Here is a 22,506-nt window from a genome sequence, read left to right as displayed (position 1 = left end):
CTATTATAAGCCTTTGTACAGGTTTTATTTCCAATAAAAACGCTGTTTGACTATACAATAATGTTCAAACGGCCAATAAAAAGCCCTGATCAACAGGGCTTAAATTATTAAGGTGCGTATATTCTAATGGCTAGACTTCACGCTTAAAAGCATCAATTCACGTAAAGCGACAGAAAATTTCGCAAATTCGTGTGTTGTGCTGGTCTTAAACTCTGACATCATGTGATACCAGCGTTTAAGTAGTACCTGATTGTTTTCAATCCACTCATCTAAAATCTGGTCAGCGTTACTCACATCTTCGCGAGACGACAGTAGGTTTGCGGCTATTGAGCGCTGCTGCCAGTCCAATTCTTCGCGATATGAAGCACGCGCTAACGCTTGCCAATGATTACTTACTGCTTGATTGTTGATTTGATCTAAGAACCAGTGAAGCTCTAAACGAGAACCTAACTGATAATAAAGCTTAGCAACAACGTCAGTGTCATGTTTGTCGGCTTCTACAATTTGTGCCAAGTCAAAGCTAGAGAACATATTTGAGAAACTCGCTACCTGATAGGCAATATCTTGAGGCACACCTTTATCGATATATTTCTGCGTTGCGGCTTCTAGCTGCGCGTATTCACTTTCAACAAGATAATGCTGTAAGTTTTTCGACAGAATATCGAATGTTCCGCGATAGCTTGCAATGGCCTCTTCAATTGACTGTGTTTTGTTGCCATGGCGAATGTACCAGCGCGATGCACGACGCATAATTCTGCGTGCCTCATCAAGCATTTTAAGCTGAAGCTTAGCCGGAATGATGTTGTCTAATTCCTCGATACGTTCCCACAAAGTATCCATATTGAAAATACCGTGCACGATTGCATAGGCGTCGGCAATTTCGTTAACACTTGCTCCCGTCTCTTCCTGCATTCTGAACACGAAGTTAAGGCCCATATCGTTAACCATATTGTTGGTCAATTTAGTGGCGATTATTTCGCTTCTAAGAGGGTGCTGCTGCATGTGCGAGGCAAACTTTTCGCGTAGTACTTTAGGAAATGCTTCTACTAACAGCTTGCCATGGTATGGGTTGTCAGTAATCTCTGGAATATTAAGCGCGTCTTTAAGCACCATTTTTCCATAGGCAATCAGCACGCTAAGTTCAGGGCGTGTAAGGCCTTGGTCAGTTGCAACGCGATCAGAAATCTCATCGTCACTTGGAATGAACTCTAATTCACGGTTTAACTGACCTTCACGCTCAAGACCGTGAATAAAGCGAAGCTGTTCTTTAAGTTGCTTCACGCCCGCTAACTCAGTAATAGAGATAGACTGAGTTTGACGGTAACAGTCTTTCAGTACAATTCGACTTACATCGTCAGTCATATCGTAAAGTAGCTTATTGCGCTGTTTGAGCGTTAGCTCGCCGTCGTTGACCAGACTATTAAGTAAGATTTTAATGTTAACTTCGTTATCTGAGCAATCAACACCGCCCACGTTATCGATGAAATCGGTGTTAACGCGACCGCCATTAGAAGCGTACTCGATACGGCCTAATTGGGTTAAGCCTAGGTTGCCGCCCTCGCCTACGATTTTAGCCTGTACATCACGGCCGTTAACGCGTAAATCGTCATTGGCACGATCGCCCACTTCAGAGTGAGATTCTTTCTTGCTCTTGATATAGGTACCAATACCGCCGTTCCACAGTAGGTCGACGGGCATTTTCAGTATATTGTGAATAAGCTCGTTAGGCGTCATAGTGAGCTGACGTGTACCCAACCACTTCTTCATTTCAGGCGTAAGCTTAATGGACTTAGAGGCTCGGCTGAATACACCGCCGCCTTTAGAAATCAGTTTACTGTCGTAGTCTTCCCAGCTAAGGCTTGGGTTTTCAAATAAACGCTGACGCTCTTTATAACTTGCTGCTGCATCAGGGCTTGGATCGAAGAAAATATGCAAGTGGTTAAACGCAGCAATTAAGCGCGTGTGCTTGGAAAGGAGCATACCGTTACCAAATACATCACCGGCCATATCGCCAACACCTACAGCGGTGAAGTCAGTAGTCTGACAGTCAATGCCAATTTCTCTAAAGTGACGTTTAACCGATTCCCAGCCGCCGCGCGCGGTAATACCCATTTTCTTATGGTCGTAACCAATACTGCCGCCAGAGGCAAATGCATCGCCCAGCCAGAAACCAAATTCTTCGGCAATACTGTTCGCGATGTCGGAGAAGGTTGCGGTGCCTTTATCTGCAGCAACAACCAAATATGGGTCGTCATCGTCAAGGCGAACGACATCCTTAGGAGGAACAATTTCACCGTTTACAATATTGTCGGTAATATCCAACAAGCTTGTTATGAAGGTGCGATAACAAGCTTGACCTTCAGCCTGAATAGCTGCACGGCCTTCACCGACTGGCAAGTTTTTACACACAAAGCCGCCTTTGGCCCCAACCGGAACAATAACCGTATTTTTTACTTGCTGAGCTTTTACCAAGCCAAGCACTTCTGTTCTGAAGTCTTCTTGGCGATCTGACCAGCGCAGACCACCACGGGCAACTTTACCACCACGCAGGTGCACACCTTCAACGCGAGGGCTGTACACAAAGATTTCGAACTTTGGCAGCGGTAGTGGCATCTCAGGTATAAGTTCTGGCATCATCTTAAATGACACATAAGACTTTTCACTACCGGCATCGTCAGGTTGATAGAAGTTCGTTCGCAATGTTGCCGACATCATATCTAGATAACGGCGAATAATACGGTCGTCATCAAGATTACTCACAGTGTCTAAGCGAGTTTTGATAGTTTCTAAAATAGTCTCTTCTTTTTTCTGATTGCGTTTTTTCTTAGGGTCAAAACGTTGGTCGAAAAAGTCAACGAGTAAACGCGCAATCTCAGGATAGTTAGACAGCGTATTCGCAATATAATCTCGGCTAAATGAACTTCCTGTCTGACGCATATATTTAGCATATGCGCGTAAAATTGTAACCTTACGGCCGGTCATATTCGCGCCCAGTATCAGGCGGTTAAACGCATCGTCTTCTAGCGTGTTGTACCATACTTTCGCAAATGCATCTTGGAAGAGGATTTGCGCATTTTCCATGTCAAAGTGTTGGCCGCTTTTGTGTAGCATGGTGAAGTCCATCACCCAGTTACGTTCACCTTGTGAACACGTTATTTTATAAGGGCTTTCGTCAATTACGCGTAACCCAAAATTCTCAAGCATAGGTAACACGTCAGATAAATGAATGGGTTCTGCGCGATGGAAAAGCTTAAGTTTAACAACCTGACTGTCGGCGTCTTCTTCTTGAGGGCGATAGAACAACATATCCAGCGTATGGTTGTCGTCCAACATTTCTAATTTTTCAATATCGACCAGCGCTGCTGAAGGTAGGTTATGCTCCATGTAGCTGCGAGAAAACGCATTGTTGTATTTGCGCTCTAGTGCTTTGCCAGATGCCTCTCCGTGTGCCGCTGAAATAGCCGACGCGAGTCTGTCATTCCAGGTCTTGGTCAACTCAATAATGTTTTGCTCTATTTCCTTCACATCGAATTCCGCGTTGTTGTCGTTGACTCTTGCAATGTAATGCGTTCGCGCATACACCGACTCTGAGAAGAATGTAGTAAATTCTACTTCTTCAGTGGCACCTAATGACGCTTTAAGTAGCGCTTGTGTTTCTTTACGTAGTTGCGTGTTGTAACGCTCTCTAGGAACAAACACCATACAGGAGAAGAAACGGCCAAATATATCTTTACGGATAAACAGACGCGAAATACCGCGCTCTTGCATCTGGAATATACCCATTACAATTTGCGCAAGCTCCCCCGCTGGCGTTTGCAGCAATTCGTCGCGAGGATAGGTTTCAATAATGTTTGCAAATGCTTTGTAGGCGTGTGTGCCGGGTTCAAACCCCGACAACTCACAAATACGTTTAATTTTCTCACGCAAAATCGGCAGTTGAGTAACGCTATTGTTGTAAAACGATGCTGAATAAAGGCCTAAAAAGCGGTGTTCACCAACAACCTGGCCGTCTTTTCCGAATACCTTTACGCCCACATAATCCATATAGGCAGGACGGTGCACGCGAGCGCGCGAGTTAGTTTTCGTCAAAATGAGCGGATTTTGGCTTAATGCTTCGGCACGTGCTGACGCTGGCAGGCGCGACAAGAGTCTTTCTCTATCATTAATAGAGTTCTTTAGTAAGCCTAAACTTGTGTCATTTTGTGGTATCCAACGATGATCGCCCTCAATGGCTTTTACGTCGTAATATCGATAGCCCATCATTGTGAAATTATGATCGCCCATCCATTCGAGATACGCTTTGGTTTGTTTTTTGTCTTCTGTGTTTCCAGGCCAGTTGAACTTCGAACTGTTCTTAATTACATCCTGTAATTTACTGGTCATGCCTTGCCAGTCTTGAACCGCTAACGAAACTTCATCGACAACCGAGTGTAATTCTCGTGTTAATCCGTCGATATCTTTCTTAGTAGTTTGTCGGTCAACCTCAATAAAAATGACGGTCTCTTTTTTCGCGCCTGATATGGTTTTACCCGGCTCTACGAATGTTTCCACTTTGTTTGTGCTATTTCGCTTTATACCAATGGGGCTGTGCAAGAACAAATGGGCGGTAATATTAAGTCTATTCAGTAACATGCGAACTGAATCGACAAGAAATGGCATATCTGAGACGATTATTTCTACGATAGTATGGCTAGAGTGCCAGCCGTGTTTTGCGATTTCTGGATTGAAAACACGTATGTATGGTGATCCGTTATCAAACTTTGCTAAACCGTTCCATAGACTTAGTGTAGCACCGTAAAGGTCGCTGTCGTTGCGATTTTCTAGGTCATCGCTTGATATATTTTTATACAACAGACGTCCGAATTGCTGCACAAGTGACTTCTGCTTGGTATCTACTTTCTTGTCAATTAATGCAAATACATTATCTAGCAGTACTGAGTGTCGCTGTGAGGTGACTGTCATTTGTTAACCTTTTATGAATGTCGTAATACCAGTCTTAAGTGGTATAAGTGCCGAGTACCTAACTATTTTCTCTAATAAATGACGCTATTGAAAGCCCATTTTTAACCTTATATTAACAGCATAGATAACTATGCAGAAAACACATAAAAAAAAGGGCCTAAAGGCCCTTTTTTGTGCTTAGCTATGCAAAATTATTTTATGCATCAGGGTCATTGTTGTTCCACCAAAGGAAACGCGCTAGTGCCGGCAGTACAATAATTGCGCCTAGCATGTTAACCACGAACATAAAAGTAAGCAAAATACCCATGTCCATTTGGAATTTAAGCGAAGAAAAGACCCACGTACTTACGCCAATAGCTAAGGTGATACCAGTAAACAATACTGCGCTTCCACGTTCTTTCAGTGCAGCGAAATATGCTTCTTGTACGGTAGCCCCTTTCTTAAGCATCAGACTCTTAGTCGAGAGAATATAAATACCATAGTCCACACCAATACCCACGCCCAGTGCGATAACTGGTAACGTAGAAACGGTGAGCCCAATTTGTAAGTATGTCATCAGCGCTTGCGCCAACACAGACACAACATATAACGGTATAACGACTACCAGTGTTGCACGCACCGAACGGAAGCTTATCAAACATAGCGCTATTACCGCGCCAAACACATATAGCATCATCGGGTCTTGCGCTGCACTTACAGCTTCATTTGTAGCAGCCATAACGCCAACAGGACCAGATGCCAAACTAAATTTCATGTCGTCTGTTTGGTAATCATCACGATACGCTTTAACCGCATCAACAACACGGGAAATCGTTTCAGCCTTGTGGTCTTCCATAAACAGGATGATAGGCATAACTGAACAATCGCCATTAAGCAGCCCTGACGAGGTGGGAACGCGAGAAATGGCTTGAACTAAAGTCTGTTGATTACGCGGTAGCACTTGCCATTTAACATTACCTTCGTTGTATCCTGCGTTAACAATTTTAGCTACGGAAGCAAGAGATACAGCCGATTGCACGCCTTGTACGTTTTCCATTTTCCATTGGAAGTCGTCCATAGCTTTCATCACGCTGTGCGAGGTGCAAGCTTCCGGCGTTGTCTCTACAAGGATAGAGATATAATCAACCGTAACTTCGTACTTGTCAGTAATCAAAAACGTGTCTTTATTGTAGCGAGAGGTCTCATGAAGCGCAGGTGCGCCAGCATGCAAGTCCCCTATCTTCATATTTTGAGCTTGGAAATGTCCGAGCACAAATAAAACAGCAGTTATGATCAAGATTACCGCGGCAGGCTTTTTACGTGAACAGGCTGCAATTACTTCCCAGAATTTGGAGTTAGAGTTTTCCTTACCTGCAAATTTTTCAACATATTTTTCATCAAGCTTTAAAAAGCTCATTAAAACAGGAAGCAGTAGTAAATTAGTTAGAATAATAACTGCAACACCCATACTTGCAGTGATCGCCAACTCTCTAATTATACCAATATCGATAACCAGTAATGTCATAAAGCCAACGGTATCAGATAACAATGCAATCCCACCGGGAACAAGTAAGTTTCTGAATGCCGCCATTGAAGCACGTTTAGCGCCAATACCTGATACTGCCTGCTTTTCAACAGCGTTTATCATTTGAACACCATGACTCACACCAATAGCAAACACTAAGAACGGTACCAATATAGACATGGGGTCCATGCCAAACCCAATGGAAGTGAGTAGTCCAAGTTGCCAGATAACCGCAATAATAGAACAAAGAAGCGGTAGTAAGGTCAGCATGATGCTTCGCGAAAAGAAATACACCATCACAGCTGTAATGGCGATAGCAATGGCAAAAAATAGCAGTACGTCTTTTGCGCCATCAGCCACATCACCAATCATTTTTGCAAATCCAATGATATGAATAGACGTATTGTCATTTTCGTACTGGCCGCGCAGTTGCTCTTCAAGTTCTGCAGCCAATGCTAAAGTATCGAGAGGCTCGCCCGTTTGAGGATCGATGTCAAGCAATTGAGCGGTAACCATTGCACAACTGTAATCACTCGATACCTGCCTTCCAACAATATTTGCCTTCTCAACGTTTGCCGCTACTAACTCTAGGGCTTTAGGATTTGAGGAATCAAAATCAGCCGGAATGACCGGGCCGCCCGCAAAGCCGCCCTCAACAATTTCAGTGAAACGTGTAGAGGGTGAGAAAAGTGAAATAACCAACGAACGATTAACGCCGTTAATGAAGAAAAGCTGGTCGTGAACGTTTTTCAGCGTGTCGAAGAAGTTTTGATTGTAGATATTGTCATTTTTATCACAAACAGAAACCAAAATATTATTAGCGCCCCCAAAGTCTTGGCGGTGCTCAATGTAGGTTTTCATATATTCATGATTTAACGGAATATTTTTTTCGAAACCGGCGTCTAGGCGCATTTGTGATGCTTGGTAACCAAGAAAAACAGTTGCTATGGCGAACAGTGCCACCACTATTTTACGGTTTCCAAACACTAATTTTTCTAGAAAATGGGTCATTGTTCTTATACTGCCCTATTTTAAATTCAGCGTTTTAATGCCATTCGCGGTTACGGCAATGGTCTTGCCATTAAACTGCGTGGCATTTAAAAGCGCGGCTTTGTCTTTGATTTGAGATACAACGATACCGTCGTCAGACTCGCAATCTGTAATCGTGGCATAGGGGTCACGCATACTGGTTGGAAGTGGTCGCTCTGCGGCTACCATCATGCCATTGTTGCCCAATGCATAAACTTTTGACTCTGTACTAAGAAGAATTGAGTTTAGCGTGCTGGTCGAGCAAGTGTTAACGTACTCCCACTCCCCCTGATTTCGATTAACAAAGATATTACCGCGAAGACCCACCGCCAACACAGTATTTTCATCGAGCGGTTTTATATCAAAAAACGATCCTGTGTAATCGACGTAGTAACGCTCCCATGACGCTCCCATATTGTCGCTTTTAGCCAACAAACCTGCTTCACCTGCAAGATAAAGCGTATCACCGTCGAGCGTTATTCTGTTTAAATGAGGAAGAATAGATTCTAATTCTTGCTGATAAAACGCTTCATCTTCTTTACGAATTTCTTCTAAATATTCTTGATCCATCGGATCAAGGAGGCTTGCATGACGTTCAGCAGTCCAGGTATTCCCACCGTCTAACGTACGATAGAATAAACCATAAGCCCCTGTAGCGATGCCTTGTTGATCGTCAAAAAATAGCACATCTAAGAAAGGGCGTTGAAGCTCAGGTTGATAGTTTTGTACTTTCCACGTGTTGCCTTTGTCTGAAGAGTGAAGAATGACAGCGTCGTGGCCCACTGCCCATATGTTGTTGCCAACCACAGTAGTAGCAGTAAGCGTAGATTGTGTAGGTACAGACTGTTGTTTGAAATCTGAACCATCCTCTGAAGTTAACACGTGACCGCGTTCGCCGACAATAACGACAAATTTATCAGCGTCTATGTCCAAAAGAACTGATTGCTCAACCAGTGGCGCCGTAAAGGATTCTTCGGCATGAACAGTCATAGAGTAGTTGACTGCGAAAGTGGCGGCAATGCACGCTGCAATGGTTTTATTCATAAGTGACCATTCCCCCTATTTATAATTGTCTGCATACAAAAACGGCTGGCATTTGCCAACCGTTTGTTGTTTAAGGCGATTAGCGCATACCTTCTCGTCGTAACGCTTGAGGTGTGAATTCAACATCTCGCGGGCGCACGGTGAAGTCGTACATTTCTTCTTCGTTATCAAGGCCGATAGCCAAATAACGACGAGAGTTCAGATCGTGGTAAACGTCTAACGTAGACCACTGAGTTGGTACTTCGTAATAGTTTACGCCATACGCTACACCAACGCGATAAAGTTCGCCACGGTTATCGTACATATCAGCAACTTGAATTTGCCAGCTATCTTCATCAATAAAGAAAACACGTTTTTGATATATATGACGGAAGCCTTCTTTTAATGTTGCTTCAACTTGCCAAACACGGTGTTTTTCCCAGCGAGTAAGGTCAGGATTCACATGATTTGGTTTTAGAATATCATCATACTTTGCATTGTCTGAATGAAGTGCATAGTTGTTGTATGCGACGAACATTTCCTTTTTGCCAACTAACTTCCAATCGTAGCGGTTTGGTGAACCGTTAAACATATCAAAATCGTCAGTTGTACGAAGTCCGTCAGCAGCGGTTCCCGGCGTATCGTAAGCAATGTTTGGTGCTAAACGAACACGACGCTGACCGGTGTTGTATGTCCAAGCTTTGCGTGGCTCTTTAACTTGGTCAACCGTTTCATGTACAAGTAGTGCAGTACCTGCCAAACGCGCTGGCTTAGTAACTTTCTGCTTGAACATAAACAATACGTTTTCATCTGTAAGCTTCTCTGGTGTGGCACCTTCTTCGGCATATTTAATCAGCAATTGCTCGTCAAAACCGATGACATTATAATCGCCACCGGTAGTAACCGCCGCTTGACCACCGTTACGCTGAACAGCTTCCCCACGATAACGAAGAATGTGGTTCCAAATTGCTTCTAGACCATTTTGCGGAATAGGGAAAGGAATGCCTAAAACAGCGCCCTTTATACCGTTACCGTCATCTAACAATTCCGCCGTTGTTGCGTTTGCCTTTGTTGCGTCGTAAATGGCCTGCGGGTTCGACGCAGAACGACGGGTTGGGTAAACGGGCATGCGGAATGTTTCAGGATAGGCTTCAAATAGTTTCTTCTGCCCTTCTGATAAGAAGTCTGCGTATTCTTTGTAATTTTGTGCCGTAATCTCAAAAAGAACCTTGTCTTCAGGGTACGGATCTGGGTGATGGTCGCCCACTGTGTATCCTGCTGGAGCAGCGGTTATGCCGCCAGTCCATGCGGGAATACTGCCGTCAGCATTACCTGCTTTTTGCGCTCCTAGCGGTGTTAAATCATTACCCAATTTATTTGCGTCTGCTTCAGACACTTTAGCCATAACACTTGCACCAGATAGAGCTAGTGACAAGGCTGCAGCGATAATTCCTACTTTTCTAATCATAAAAACCACTCTTAGATTGCGTATTTGATGTTAAATGAAATGAAGTCTCTGTCTGAAAGCGCGTTGGTTGTACCAATACCGCCCCAGAATGCACTGTACGACGCTGTTGCAGACCACTTGCTTAAGTAGTCGAACGTGAAAGAAAGTGCAGCAGACTTAACATCTTCTGTGAAAAGGAATAATGGATCAGGTGTAGTACCGTCAACGTCGTGAGAAAACGTACCACGGACGCGAAGGTTCATACCGGCAAATACAGAGTTGTAATCAGCAACGGCAAGCAGTCGATAACCCCACGCATCGTCGGTTGCGAATGGGTTAGTTTCTGGCCCATCAGATAGAGCTTGGTGTAAACCCTGACGAGGGTTGCCACTCGCTGTAGGTTCTAAAGACGGTGTTCTTGAAGTACCTGGCGCGTTCAAACGCACAACGTTTGGATCAGGCATGTCTACAATGTTCACATAGCCAACTTCACCTAACAACACGAAGTTATCTGAACCGAATTTAGGACCAAACACGTGCGACGCGGTAAACTGCATTTGCCATGTGTCAGAGAAGATGAAACCTTCCGCTGTCTCACCGGGGCCTACTGCTCGGTCAATATTGTTTAGCTGTGAGATTCCTGCAAAGTCAGGACGCAGTCCTGCATTAGCTAGCTGCTCTGGCATACCCATATAAAGCAGCTCAACATCGTCTATTTGTAGTGGTTCATCTACGCGGTAAGCAAATTCACCAGCAAGCGCGGTAGTGCCAATATTGGTATTAAAGCTCATGCCGTATAATTTAATATCTTCTGGGTAGTAAAACTCAGACTGCGTGAATGCACCTAGGTCGGTGATGTTATCTCGCGTTATTTCATTTCCAGCAATGTAAGCTAAGTCTGCGCCTATACCTGCCTGAGTGAAATCAGAGGTTTTACCCGAAATCAATGGGCGTTGGCTATGATAGTTGATGTGATAGAAACTAAACTCAGTTTCGTTTAGGCCTTCAGCAAACCATGTCAGACGAACACCATATTGCCCCTGATCGTCGGCATCGTTGTGTGCATCGTCAGAGAAACCTCGAATAGCAACCTTGGTCGGATATGCCAAATAAGCTTGGGAAATTTGTTCTGGGTTCGCGCCAGCGCGTAACAAATCTCCGTAACCATTTAGTGCCCCTAGTAAATGCTCTAAATCAATGTCTGGATTACCGCTAAAGCCAAGCTGGATGTTCTGACGCTGACCACCCTCACCCGCAAAGTCATTACCAGCAAAATAACTGCCAGAAACAGGTAGCCAACTTCTTCGCCATTCGTATTGATAATAAGCAGAAACACTCACAGTGTCGGTTAGGCCTAATGAAGCAAATACAGTCCCTACTGGTAAAAATACCTCTTTAAGTTCTGCACCTGGCGCACGGGCACGAGTAACATCTACAGGGTTAATGGTGTTTATGCCATGCTGAATAAACGTACTCTCACCCCAGCTAATTACCTGACGGCCTACGCGAAGTGTGAATGGCTTGTCACCAACCCACCAATCGCCATAGAAGAAGGCATCATACAAACGAACATCGTTACACAATAAGTCTTCTGCTTCAGGGTCCTGACATAAGTCGTACTGGTTGCCGGTAATTGGGTTTGAATACGGGCGGTCACCGTCCATTTGCTCGAAGTCGTAAAACCAGAAACCACGTGCGAAAAATCCAAAATCACCAAAATTAACGTCAAGCTCGTGTGTACCCGACACTTGAGTTGCAAAAGCATCGCCAGGATCGTGCGCTAAATTGCCCAAGTCACCGTTAGTAGAATAACCGCCATCGGCCAGTGCCCATACGTCACTGCTTGTGTATAGCGGATTGAATGCTGCATGGTAGCCAGACCAGTCGAACTGAGGGTGGTTACTATTGCCGATAAGATCGTAGTCTCTCGACTCAGTACGGATACTTGTTGCTAGTGTGAATGTTGAATCTAAAGAAATGCTTACATCGCCTACTTGCCAGTTTGCGGCATGAGCAGGTACAGCAGCAGCACCTAACAGCGACAAAACGCCTGCTGCAATAGGTGATATCTTAAAAGCGCTAGGCCCGTTTTTCATATTTTTATACTCCCAAGTCGATGTGACTTAATGCGTGACATCATGACCACCATAAAGATTAACAAAATCATTACATCATTTTGGCATAACCGCAAGAACTAATCCTACCAGTTAACAAAATTTACAACATTAATCGTATCAAATAGTTATTAATTTATTCTGAGTATAAAGCCTATTTATTTAAACGGTGACATTTTAAACAATTATGGCCAAAGTGACGTTTATTGAACGTGTGCCAGTAAAGATAGCGTAGAACGGAAAAAAATCGATTTAATGTGATTTTTGGGTGCGCAGACTTAGCGGAGACGCTCGAAAGATTTGATTTTATTATTCGGCGAAACAACCATTCTGAAACGACCTTTAACACCAGCGGCAGTAACGAATCGCCTTAAATTGTTGGTTGGAACCTGTACGCTGATACCCGACTCGCTCATTATGACTACGTGGGGTACGGATGGTGAGTAAAGTGCCTCACATTGGTTGTAAGGCACGCTAATACTAAAAAAGTAAACAATGTCAGATGGGTTAATGCTTGTCATAAGCAAGGCTTTTACTTACTTTCTCAAATAGATCTTTACTAAGACCTTTGTGGTTAAGTAACCGACCGAGCTGCTGTTTCATATGAACCTGGTGTTCGCTTGCGTACCCCTGCCATTGTGTTAACGGAGTAACAATGCGCGCTGCGACTTGAGGATTAACCGCATCAAGTTTAAGTAAGTAATCGGTGACGAACTTATAGCCGCTGCCATCTACAGCATGGAATTTTTCACTATTGTAGAAAGCAAAACTACCAATAACCGAGCGAACGCGATTTGGGTTACTCATTGCAAACTGCGGGTGCTCACACAACATAGTGATCGTTGCAAAGATGTCGTCCCTATTTTGCGTAGCGTGAAGTGCGAACCACTTGTCCAATACGAGCGGATCATGATTCCACGTTGCTTCAAATTGAGCCATTAAGTTATCGAAAGTACTGTCGCAGCAGTGCTGAGCGCTTCTAAGTGCGCCCAAGGTGTCTGTCATATTGTCAGCAGCTTTAAATTGAGAAACAACAATATGTTCATGCTGAGGTAACCTTGCTAAGTGTGCAAGAACCACATTTTTACAGCGTCGTTGATTGATAGCACTTTGCGTATACCTATATGACTCTTGTGCGATACTGTTAAAAATACTCAACAGCTCTTTCTCCAAGGCTCGTGCGAACTGGTCGCAAAATGTCTCCCTCGCTTTTGAAAGTTCAGAAACCTTTATATTGCTACGGCTCTGGCACAAGGTCTCAAACGAAGGAATAACTAAACACTCACCTAATAATTCAAGGTTGTTCTTCTCTTGGGCAATAGCTTGCTTAATACCACTCCAAATCTCATTGCTGATCGCTGAGCCAGGTGATTCTTCTAATTGATTTACGCAGCGGTCATACAGCGTTTGCATTGCATCCCAGCGATTAAATGGGTCTTTGGCATGTTTAAATATGGTAAGAAGCGCATAGGTTCCCAAAGGGTTTTCAACTTTCGCTGGCGCTGAGAAGTTGCCTAATACTACAGGTGTTAAGCGAGTAGTCTTGGCTTCTACAGTAAAACGCATAGCGTCATCTTTTAAAATGACCATGCCTTCTTTAATAAGCGACTCGTTGTCTGTGTAGCTATTACCCTCATCATCGATAATCTCGATATTTACAGGAATATAAAGAGGGAGTTTTTCTTCCTGATCAGAGGTTGCAGGCGTATGCTGTGATAATGTGAAGCTATGCTTAACAGTACCGTTATCACCGACATCAGTGCTGTGTGCGACAGAAATTACTGGCGTACCAGACTGACTATACCAGCGGCTAAACTGGTTTAAGTCTAAATCAGTAGCAGACTGCATGGCTGAAATGAAATCATCACAGGTGACTGCCTGACCGTCGTGTCTTCTAAAGTACTCGTCCATACCACGCCTGAAGCCCTCTGGCCCCAATAGTGTGTGGAACATACGAATAACTTCGGCGCCTTTGTCATAAACCGTCACCGTGTAGAAGTTGTTCATTTCGATGACTTCTTCTGGACGAATTGGATGACTCATTGCACTCGCATCTTCTGCAAACTGGTGTTCTCGCATAACACGAACGTGCTTTATACGATTACTTAACGCCGACGTCATATCAGCGCTAAACTGTTGGTCTCTGAATACCGTAAGCCCCTCTTTAAGGCTTAGCTGGAACCAATCTCGACAAGTAACTCGGTTACCGGTCCAATTGTGAAAGTATTCATGCGCAATAACCGATTCCACATTGAAAAAGTCATCGTCGGTAGCACTTTTCTGATCGGCTAAAACAAACTTACTGTTAAACACATTTAAGCCTTTGTTTTCCATCGCTCCCATATTGAAGAAATCGACAGCAACAATCATGTAAATATCTAAGTCGTACTCTAAACCGAACACATCTTCGTCCCACTTCATCGCCCGCTTGAGCGATTCTAATGCGAAGACACCTTGAGACTTTTTGCCTTTATCAACATAAAGTTCTAGCGCAACCACTTTACCGCTAGTGGTGGTGTAGCTATCGGTAAGTAAATCGAAGTCACCGGCAACCAAAGCAAAAAGGTAGCAAGGTTTCGGATGCGGATCGTGCCATTTAACAAAATGAGTATTCTCGTTTACTTCGCCCCTGTCCACTGGGTTGCCATTGGCTAAAAGCATTGGTACTGATTTGTCGGCTACTACCGTCACTGTGTAGACCGATAAAATATCTGGGCGGTCCATAAAGTAGGTAATGCGACGAAATCCTTCAGCTTCACACTGTGTGCAATAGGCACCGCCAGACAAATATAAGCCTTCTAGCGCCTTGTTCTGTTCAGGGGCAATGATATTGGTAATTTCTAAGACGAACTCATCACGTTCAGTAACCACTTCTAAAGCGCTATCTGTTACCGTGTATTCATTATCAGATAAAGGCGTACCGTTAATCGAAATGGAATCTAGCGATAAGTTATCGCCATCAAGTACTAAAGGGTTGCTATGCGAACCGTTTCGAGTGACGGCAAGCGTGCTAATAACTTTGGTTTGCGTTGGGTGAAGCGTTATGTGTAGGTCAACTGTCGCTATTGAAAAAGCGGGCGGCTGATAATCCGCCCGGCGTTTAGCTTGAACTGACATAGATCCTCCTAAAAGAAAGCCTACGTGGGTTTAATTGGAACGTTGTGTTAAACCGTACCTTTGCTGTTTACTTCAACGTGTGGTGGTGTAATACGTAAAATCTTAATACCTAGGTACGCGTAAACAACAGCAAGGATCGGGTTGATTACGTTGAAGAATGCATAAAATACATAATCAAATGGATTAACTAATAAAACACTGTGCATGTAAGCACCACAGGTGTTCCAAGGAATAAGTGGAGACGTAAGTGTACCGCCGTCCTCAAGGCTGCGAGAAAGATTCAATTGGTCTAAACCACGCTTTTTGAACTCTTCCTTGTACATGCGGCCTGGCATCACGATTGAAATATACTGATCAGCAGTAACAAGGTTAGTACCAAAACAAGTCAGAATAGTACGACTCACCATATCACCTGCAGACTTTGCACCAATCAATATGGCTGAAACTGCACGCTTTAAAAGGCCTACACGTTCTAATACCGCACCAAATGACATAGCACAAATTATCAACCAAATGGTATTAAGCATTGATGACATACCGCCACGAGATAGTAAGCTATTTAAGTTCTCGTCGGGCGTTGAAAAACTTACGCCATCGAATAGCGCAGTCCAAACAACCTTCAACGCGCCTACATTCACCGAGTCGTCACTACTTGCCATAGAAGTAACCACATCCCACTGGAATACGACTGCCCAAATGCCACCTAACAGAGCACCGATAAAAACCGCTGGAAACGCAGGCATCTTTTTAATTGCTAGGGTAAGTAAAACAACAAGAGGAATAAGTAAATGCCAACCCAAGTCAAAAGATTCATTTAACAGAAGCTGCATCTGTTCAATACGCTGCGCCTTGGCTTCACCTACTTCACTAAAGCCAAGTACCGTAAATAAAATAAGCGCAATAACAAAACTTGGAATAGTTGTCCAAAGCATGTAGCGAATGTGTTCAAATAAATCTGTACCTGCTACGGCAGGTGCCAAGTTAGTTGTTTCTGACAGTGGCGATATTTTGTCTCCAAAGTAAGCACCTGAAACTACTGCGCCGGCGGTGATAGCTGCCGACATTTCCATACCTGCAGAGACCCCCATTAACGCTACACCCACGGTAGCGGCAGTGGTCCAAGAGCTACCAATACTCATAGCGACAACAGCACAAATCAAGCAAGCGGCTGCATAGAAAAACGATGGATTTAGTAACTCTAAACCGAAATAGATAAGCGTAGGCACGGTACCAGCAAGCATCCATGTTCCAATCAGAGAGCCCACTGCTAATAAAATTAAGCATGCCCCAAGAGACATTGAAATACCGTCTACTATGCCTTTTTCAATAGTTTTCCAGCTATAGCCGTTTTTCATTCCAATGATTGCGGCTAAGCCCATGGCTAAAAGCAGTGCAATTTGGTTTGGCCCGTATGAAGAATTATCGGCAAACAAATAAACTGCGCTTCCCATCATGATAACTAGTGCAAGAATAGGAAGCATTGCATCAAGAAGTGACGGCGTTCTTATTTCTTTATTCGTCATTGTCGTTTTTTTAAAACCTTTTTATTGTAATTTTAATGCATTAAGTGTGCTGAATACTTCTGTTTTCCCACCCTAAAACACTGAGCGATAGAACATCAGTCCAATGATAAGCGGACACACAAAACGAACGTACCATGGCCAAATTTTCCAAAAGATACTGTGCTCAGCAAACTGATCACCCTGCTTTAGTTCGTCTAAAATGGCGTCCCTGCGCCATACCCAACCTGCAAAAATACAAAGCGCTAATCCAAGAAGAGGCTGACTGTATTCAGTGGTTAACGAAATCACTAGACCAAACAAGGTTTCGAAATTGAGAATAATGATACAGCTTAAAGCAAAAATAACGGCTGCCATAAGCAACACCGCTTTTTTACGCTGAAGACCTTTGCTCTCTACCATAAACGCAACAGGAACTTCTAACATTGAAATTGACGATGTTACAGCGGCAATAGCCATTAACGCAAAAAAGGTAAATGCTACAAAAAGCCCAACCGTACCGATGGTATCGAATAAAGCGGGAAGTACTTTAAAGATGAGAGTGTCACCTTGAATTAACGCCCCTTCGGGTGTGAATATTTCGACACCGTTATTTAACGCAACATACATAGCGGGGATGATCAGCATTCCGGCGATGACTGCTACCCCTATGTCAACGAGTGCAACAGATGCACCAATACTTGGAAGGTTCTCTTTTTTACTTAAATAAGAGCCATAGACCAACATGGTGCCTACGCCCAAAGACATTGAGAAGAAAGCTTGCCCCATAGCGTTAATTAACAAATCTGGGTCTAGCACTCTTGAAAAATCTGGCACTAGATAGGCTGACCAGCCTTCTATAGCTCCTGGCTGTAAGCTTACATAGACTATGAGCGCGAGAATTAGAACAACTAGTGTAGGCATAAGTCGTACAGACCACTTTTCAATGCCTGACTTAACACCACCTACAACAATGAAAGCCGTTAAGCTCATGAATATAAAACAAAAAATAACGTTACGCGTAACCGAGGATGTAAGAAGCCACTCGCTTGCTTGCTGCATGCCAAACATGCTCACCGCAGCATCAGAAAAATAAACAAGCATCCACCCCCCGACAATGGCGTAAAAAGCCAGTATGAGTGATACGGTAATACAACCCCAAAGGCCCGTCGCTCGTCCCACAAAGTTACCCGATATCTTTCCTAAGGCGTCAACCATATTCGAGCGCGAACTACGACCTATAATTAACTCGGCCATTAGCACAGGGTATGCGAGTACAAAAGCGAGTAGCAAGTAAACGAGAACAAAAGCAGCGCCGCCATTACTTGCTACCTTAGTAGGAAACCCCCAAATATTTCCAAGCCCTACTGCTGAGCCTGCCGCGGCAAGAACAAACCCTATTCGAGAGGAAAACTCGCCTCTGATAGCCATATTATTTTCCTTTATTATTGTTTTAATTTATTTATAGACATAAAAAAAGGGCTGGCCCTAGACCAGCCCCCTAGTTGAGTAAATTAGTTTCTTGTAATCGCGTATCGGCCTGTCTCAATCATATCGAATGTTATGTTTGCGGCCTCATCTAAAAATGGATCCAATTCTTCCATATCGTCTGGCATATCATCTAAAGATGCAATGGGCTCTAGACCAATTCGCTGCAGACGTTCGTTAGCGCGAGCAAGCGACTTCTCTTCCGCCTCTTTTTTCTCGGCTTCTCGAACAGACTTAACTAATGAGATAAAATTCTTATCTTTGTTTTCCTTATATTCTTTTATATCGTCGTAAATATACTCAAACTCTGGATTAGAAAGAATGCGCTTGTTGTGTTTCGCAGTGAGCACGTCTAACGCAGCAGCACCATCAGCAAACGTTGTGTAATTAGCGCGATTAATACTATCCCAGGGTAACGCATTTTCTGCTTGTGACTCTCCCCACTCTGCTGGTTCCACCGCAGACGGATACAGAATATCAGGAATAACACCCTTGTGTTGTGTACTACCGCCGTTAATTCGATAAAATTTAGCGATAGTGAACTGCACACTTCCTAATGGGTTGTCGTAAAGGTCGTAAATTTTACCTAAACCACGGTGCTGTTGAACTGTTCCTTTACCAAAAGTTTGCTCACCAACGATCAAGGCGCGATTGTAGTCTTGCATAGCGGCCGCAAATATTTCTGATGCAGAAGCACTGTAACGGTCGACTAATACTGTAAGTGGACCATCATACGCTACTTCGCCGTCGGTATCGCGATTCACACTGACTTTGGTTTGACCATAGCGGATTTGAACAACCGGGCCTTTTTCAATGAATAAACCCGTTAACAATGTTGCCTCGGTTAATGAACCACCGCCATTGCCTCGTAAATCAACAATCACCCCTTTTACATTTTGCGCTTTTAGACTCTCAATTTCTTTCGCAACGTCCATGCTAAGGTTGTTGTAAAAGCTTGGAATAGTAATAACACCAAGGGGTTCACCGGCATGCGGGCCAGTATCTGGCGTGTAAACTTCAGACTTTGCTGCACGATCTTCTAGTTTTATCTTATCTCGCGTGAGGCTTACTACAGACGTTGTTTTTGCGTCTGTTGCACCTTTTTCAACTTGAAGCCTGACGGTACTTCCCTTCGGCCCCTTAATTAATTCAACGACTTCGTCAAGCCGCCATCCAATTACGTCGACGAATTCTTCATCGTCTTGTGCCACACCCACTATTTTGTCTTCGGGTTTTATTGCACCAGATTCGTCAGCTGGGCCGCCTGGAACAACACTTTTAATGACAGTGTAATCGTCCTCGCTTTGCAATACCGCACCAATACCTTCAAACGATAAGTTCATTTCCATTTGGAAACGGTCGGCATTTCGAGGCGACAAATAGCTTGTATGTGCTTCAATTGTGCGAGCGAAAGCGTTCATCGCAGATTGAAAAACATCTTCACTCTTTGCTTGTTTGGTGCGCTTTATCGCTCTCTGGTAACGTTTAGTAAGCAGCTCTTTTGTTTTTTCCCATGATTTATCTGCTAATACCAAGTTTAGCGCATCGTACTTAACTCGTTGGCGCCAGATTTCATCAAGTTCAGCCTTATTTTGAGGCCAATCTGCGTCTTCTCTGTCATAGAAAAATTTGTCGTTTTCTTTTTCAAAATCGAATGGGCCTTGTTCAAGTAGCGACAAGGCATACTCGTAACGCTCAATTCTGCGTTTTGCGCTCACGTTGTACATATCATAAGCAATCGAAAGGTTGCCTCTGTTCAACGCCTCGTCAAACAGATGCCGGTATTTTTCGAAACCGACAACGTCTGACAACAACAACACTTGCTTGTTATGATCAAGAGACTCTATAAAACGCTGATAAACGCGAGCAGAGAGCGCATCATCCAACGATATTTCCTTGTAGTGCGCCCGTGTAAATAGTGCACTTACTCGCTTAGCGGCAACACTGTGCTGAGATTCTTGTTCCAATATAGGAAGTTCGTCTACTTCAGGTGTTGACGTAACTGCGCCCGCCCCTACACCAACGGTAAGGAAAGCACTAGCGATAGAAATTCGAAGGATGTCTCTCATAATTTTACGACCTCTTGGAGCGAGCCAAACGTAAAGCGTCTGCGTTTACTTTTACCACCATACCTGAGTCTAATTGTACGTGAATGCCGTCTTTTGCAACTTCGGTAATTACTGCTGGCATAGGTGCCTTACCTAATTTAACAGTAACTTGCGTACCTTGCTGTAAATCGCTGTCCGTCAATTTTGCAGGTGGTGTATTGTTTGGTCTGTTATTTTTCGGTTTAGTTCCGCGCTTTGTATCAGCATGGTCTGAATTTGCAGTTTTTTCACCTTTTGGGCGATTAAATTGACGTTTATCTTTACGCTTTGGCTGCTGTGCAAGTTTGGCTTTGCGCTTCTCAGCGGCTTTCGCTTTACTTTCTTCCAGCTGTTGTTGCGCGTGATCAGCGTGCTCTTTTTCAATAGGCTCGCCTTCAACGCCGTCTAAATCTACGCGGTTTGCACCTTCTTTGATGCTATAAAGATAGCGCCAACTGTTGGTGTAATGACGTAGAGTAGACCGAAGAAGCGTCTTGCTTACGCGCTCCTCTTCTTCTAAACGAGTGGCAAGATCTTGAAAAATACCGATCTTAAGTGGGCGGGCCTCGCCTTCAATGCTAAAACATTTCGGAAAGGTCTCTGCAAGGAAAGCTATCACTTCCTTACTGTTAGTAAACTTCTCTGGTGATTCCATTAACTTTCTAAATTATTCAGGAGATTTCATCGTTACTTGCATCATCCCAAGTTGCCAGCGTGTGGTCAACCCAATCAAGCAATTCGTCGTCATCTATTTCTAATAAATGCTTATCTTGTTGCCAAGATTCCCATGCGTAGTGCAAAATTTGCTCTAAACGCTGTGTTTCAATATCTTCTTCTGCGTTGTCGTAAATCGCGTGAAGAATAAAATTTAAACGTTCAGAGGCCTCATCCGGGTCATCGTGAAAGTCTTCCATATCTTCAAACGTAGATAAAACAACGTGTATATCAACACTGGATTTCATGATTATTTCTGCGAATCCATAAGAATTTGAGCAATTTCAACGAGCCCTTTTTCGTCTTCTTCTGTAAAACGTTCAAAAACAGGGCTGTCGATATCGAGAACGCCAATAAGCGCATTATTTACCACTAGCGGAACAACAATCTCTGAGTTGGACGCGGCATCACAAGCAATATGCCCTTCAAACTGATGGACGTCTGCAATGCGTTGTACCGTTCTCGTGCTTGCACTTGTTCCGCAAACACCTTTGCCTAAAGGAATGCGGATACAGGCTGGTTGACCTTGAAATGGACCAAGCACAAGTTGTTCTTCTTTATACAGATAAAAACCTGCCCAATTAACGTCTTCAAGGTTATTAAAAAGTAACGCACTGATGTTAGCCATGTTAGCGATAAGATCATGTTCGCCAGACACCAAACTTTTTGTTTGAGCTATTAATTGGCTGTATTGTTGTTCTTTCAAACGAATTTCCTGCTATTGAACAATATTAAAAGACACACTAATTCGCGCCTCTATACGCTCTTGACCGGGTAAAGACATGGACATATCTTTCGCAAAAGCTTCTGCGCGCATTAGTGGAATCGGCATATTGCCACCAGATTCAGAGATTGCAACTACTTCCCCTATTTCAACCTCTAATTCTTTTGCGAGTAACTGTGCACGTTGCTTTGCGTCTTTTACTGCGCCAACCAGTGCTTTCTGGTAAGCATCGCCTTCACCAACTGAGATAAAGTTGAATTGCTGAATACGATCTACCCCACGTTTTAGTACGCCATCAAGGACTTTGTCGTAGGTTTCAAGGTTGGTAGAGGTAATGTTGATTTCACGAGACAACGTAAAGCCGTCTTGCTTTCGACCCTGAGGAGTATTGACATAGCGAGGCTGTAAGCGCACTTGCATATTTTGAATGTGCTTTTCTTCTATTCCCTGTTTAAGCAAAAACGTAACGATAGAGCGCATGTCCGAATCAAGCTGGGTATTTAGCTTCCCTACCGTATTACCTGCTTCTTCAACAACAAGTGTGACTGAATAAGCGTTTGGTGTTACTTCAACGGCTCCTACGCCTTGTACATTTATAACCGCTTCTTGTGCGGCCTGTGCAGAAATCATAGGTGCAGATAGGGCAATAAATGATGAAGCCAACAATGCTTTTTTAACTACGCTTTTAGCTGTTGAATAAGAATGAGTACGCGTGATTATTTTCATAGAGATTCCTTTTATATGGCGCCAATTAATTACGTTACCGAAAGGATAAATGTTTAAAACTGAATAGTTTAT

Annotated in this window: 14 protein-coding genes; all 14 read right to left on the bottom strand. The window is 43.6% G+C overall.

Annotated features, from left to right (window positions below):
- Positions 1-123: 123 nt before the first annotated feature.
- The 14 genes from BK026_RS04890 to BK026_RS04825 all read right to left on the bottom strand — a co-directional run bounded on the left by BK026_RS04890 (position 124) and on the right by BK026_RS04825 (position 22,434).
- A complete protein-coding gene (locus BK026_RS04890) occupies positions 124-4,962 on the bottom strand; it encodes an NAD-glutamate dehydrogenase (RefSeq protein WP_071814815.1) in 4,839 nt (1,612 codons plus the stop codon).
- Between the two features lie 196 nt (positions 4,963-5,158).
- The gene (locus tag BK026_RS04885) at positions 5,159-7,477 is read right to left on the bottom strand and encodes an RND family transporter (RefSeq protein WP_071814814.1); all 2,319 of its coding nucleotides are present in this window, start codon (positions 7,475-7,477) and stop codon (positions 5,159-5,161) included.
- Positions 7,478-7,492: 15 nt separating this feature from the next.
- Positions 7,493-8,539 (bottom strand): YCF48-related protein, encoded by a 1,047-nt coding sequence (locus tag BK026_RS04880; RefSeq protein WP_071814813.1) that lies wholly within the window; start codon positions 8,537-8,539, stop codon positions 7,493-7,495.
- A 79-nt stretch (positions 8,540-8,618) separates the two neighbouring features.
- Positions 8,619-9,986, bottom strand: a complete 1,368-nt coding sequence (locus BK026_RS04875) for a DUF1329 domain-containing protein (RefSeq protein WP_071817502.1) — start codon at positions 9,984-9,986, stop codon at positions 8,619-8,621.
- An 11-nt stretch (positions 9,987-9,997) separates the two neighbouring features.
- Positions 9,998-12,061, bottom strand: coding sequence for a DUF1302 domain-containing protein (locus BK026_RS04870; RefSeq protein WP_071814811.1), 2,064 nt, complete (start codon positions 12,059-12,061; stop codon positions 9,998-10,000).
- Between the two features lie 296 nt (positions 12,062-12,357).
- Positions 12,358-12,600 carry a DUF2835 family protein gene (locus BK026_RS04865; protein ID WP_071814809.1) on the bottom strand — a complete coding sequence of 81 codons (243 nt, stop codon included), beginning with the start codon at positions 12,598-12,600 and terminating at the stop codon, positions 12,358-12,360.
- On the bottom strand, positions 12,587-15,196 hold the full coding sequence (gene pepN / locus BK026_RS04860) for an aminopeptidase N (protein WP_071814807.1): 2,610 nt from the start codon (positions 15,194-15,196) through the stop codon (positions 12,587-12,589). The genes BK026_RS04865 and pepN overlap by 14 nt, the downstream gene beginning before the upstream one ends.
- 47 nt (positions 15,197-15,243) lie before the next feature.
- Positions 15,244-16,719, bottom strand: a complete 1,476-nt coding sequence (gene nhaC / locus BK026_RS04855) for a Na+/H+ antiporter NhaC (protein WP_071814805.1) — start codon at positions 16,717-16,719, stop codon at positions 15,244-15,246.
- 72 nt (positions 16,720-16,791) lie between these two features.
- Positions 16,792-18,126, bottom strand: coding sequence for a sodium-dependent transporter (locus BK026_RS04850; RefSeq protein WP_071814803.1), 1,335 nt, complete (start codon positions 18,124-18,126; stop codon positions 16,792-16,794).
- A gap of 83 nt (positions 18,127-18,209) precedes the next feature.
- Positions 18,210-20,252 carry a carboxy terminal-processing peptidase gene (gene prc / locus BK026_RS04845; RefSeq protein WP_071814801.1) on the bottom strand — a complete coding sequence of 681 codons (2,043 nt, stop codon included), beginning with the start codon at positions 20,250-20,252 and terminating at the stop codon, positions 18,210-18,212.
- 4 nt (positions 20,253-20,256) lie between these two features.
- Complete coding sequence (gene proQ, locus BK026_RS04840) at positions 20,257-20,925, bottom strand: RNA chaperone ProQ (protein ID WP_071814799.1); 669 nt, start codon at positions 20,923-20,925, stop codon at positions 20,257-20,259.
- Positions 20,926-20,941: 16 nt separating this feature from the next.
- Positions 20,942-21,232, bottom strand: a complete 291-nt coding sequence (locus tag BK026_RS04835) for a hypothetical protein (RefSeq protein WP_025255289.1) — start codon at positions 21,230-21,232, stop codon at positions 20,942-20,944.
- Positions 21,233-21,234: 2 nt separating this feature from the next.
- On the bottom strand, positions 21,235-21,690 hold the full coding sequence (locus BK026_RS04830) for a GAF domain-containing protein (RefSeq protein WP_071814797.1): 456 nt from the start codon (positions 21,688-21,690) through the stop codon (positions 21,235-21,237).
- Positions 21,691-21,702: 12 nt separating this feature from the next.
- Entirely contained in the window at positions 21,703-22,434 is a 732-nt protein-coding gene (locus tag BK026_RS04825) for an SIMPL domain-containing protein (protein WP_071814795.1), read from the bottom strand.
- Between the last annotated feature and the right edge of the window lie 72 nt (positions 22,435-22,506).

The sequence above is a fragment of the Alteromonas sp. V450 genome (assembly GCF_001885075.1).
Lineage (GTDB): Bacteria > Pseudomonadota > Gammaproteobacteria > Enterobacterales > Alteromonadaceae > Alteromonas.
The sequence above is the reverse complement of the archived record's forward strand: the minus strand, read 5'-3'. Positions and strand labels throughout refer to the sequence as shown.

Excerpts from the sequence above, each read along its gene's own strand:
- BK026_RS04890 (WP_071814815.1), bottom strand. The coding sequence starts at position 4,962 with ATGACAGTCACCTCACAGCGACACTCAGTACTGCTAGATAATGTATTT.
- BK026_RS04885 (WP_071814814.1), bottom strand. The coding sequence starts at position 7,477 with ATGACCCATTTTCTAGAAAAATTAGTGTTTGGAAACCGTAAAATAGTG.
- BK026_RS04880 (WP_071814813.1), bottom strand. The coding sequence starts at position 8,539 with ATGAATAAAACCATTGCAGCGTGCATTGCCGCCACTTTCGCAGTCAAC.
- BK026_RS04875 (WP_071817502.1), bottom strand. The coding sequence starts at position 9,986 with ATGATTAGAAAAGTAGGAATTATCGCTGCAGCCTTGTCACTAGCTCTA.
- BK026_RS04870 (WP_071814811.1), bottom strand. The coding sequence starts at position 12,061 with ATGAAAAACGGGCCTAGCGCTTTTAAGATATCACCTATTGCAGCAGGC.
- BK026_RS04865 (WP_071814809.1), bottom strand. The coding sequence starts at position 12,600 with ATGACAAGCATTAACCCATCTGACATTGTTTACTTTTTTAGTATTAGC.
- pepN (WP_071814807.1), bottom strand. The coding sequence starts at position 15,196 with ATGTCAGTTCAAGCTAAACGCCGGGCGGATTATCAGCCGCCCGCTTTT.
- nhaC (WP_071814805.1), bottom strand. The coding sequence starts at position 16,719 with ATGACGAATAAAGAAATAAGAACGCCGTCACTTCTTGATGCAATGCTT.
- BK026_RS04850 (WP_071814803.1), bottom strand. The coding sequence starts at position 18,126 with ATGGCTATCAGAGGCGAGTTTTCCTCTCGAATAGGGTTTGTTCTTGCC.
- prc (WP_071814801.1), bottom strand. The coding sequence starts at position 20,252 with ATGAGAGACATCCTTCGAATTTCTATCGCTAGTGCTTTCCTTACCGTT.
- proQ (WP_071814799.1), bottom strand. The coding sequence starts at position 20,925 with ATGGAATCACCAGAGAAGTTTACTAACAGTAAGGAAGTGATAGCTTTC.
- BK026_RS04835 (WP_025255289.1), bottom strand. The coding sequence starts at position 21,232 with ATGAAATCCAGTGTTGATATACACGTTGTTTTATCTACGTTTGAAGAT.
- BK026_RS04825 (WP_071814795.1), bottom strand. The coding sequence starts at position 22,434 with ATGAAAATAATCACGCGTACTCATTCTTATTCAACAGCTAAAAGCGTA.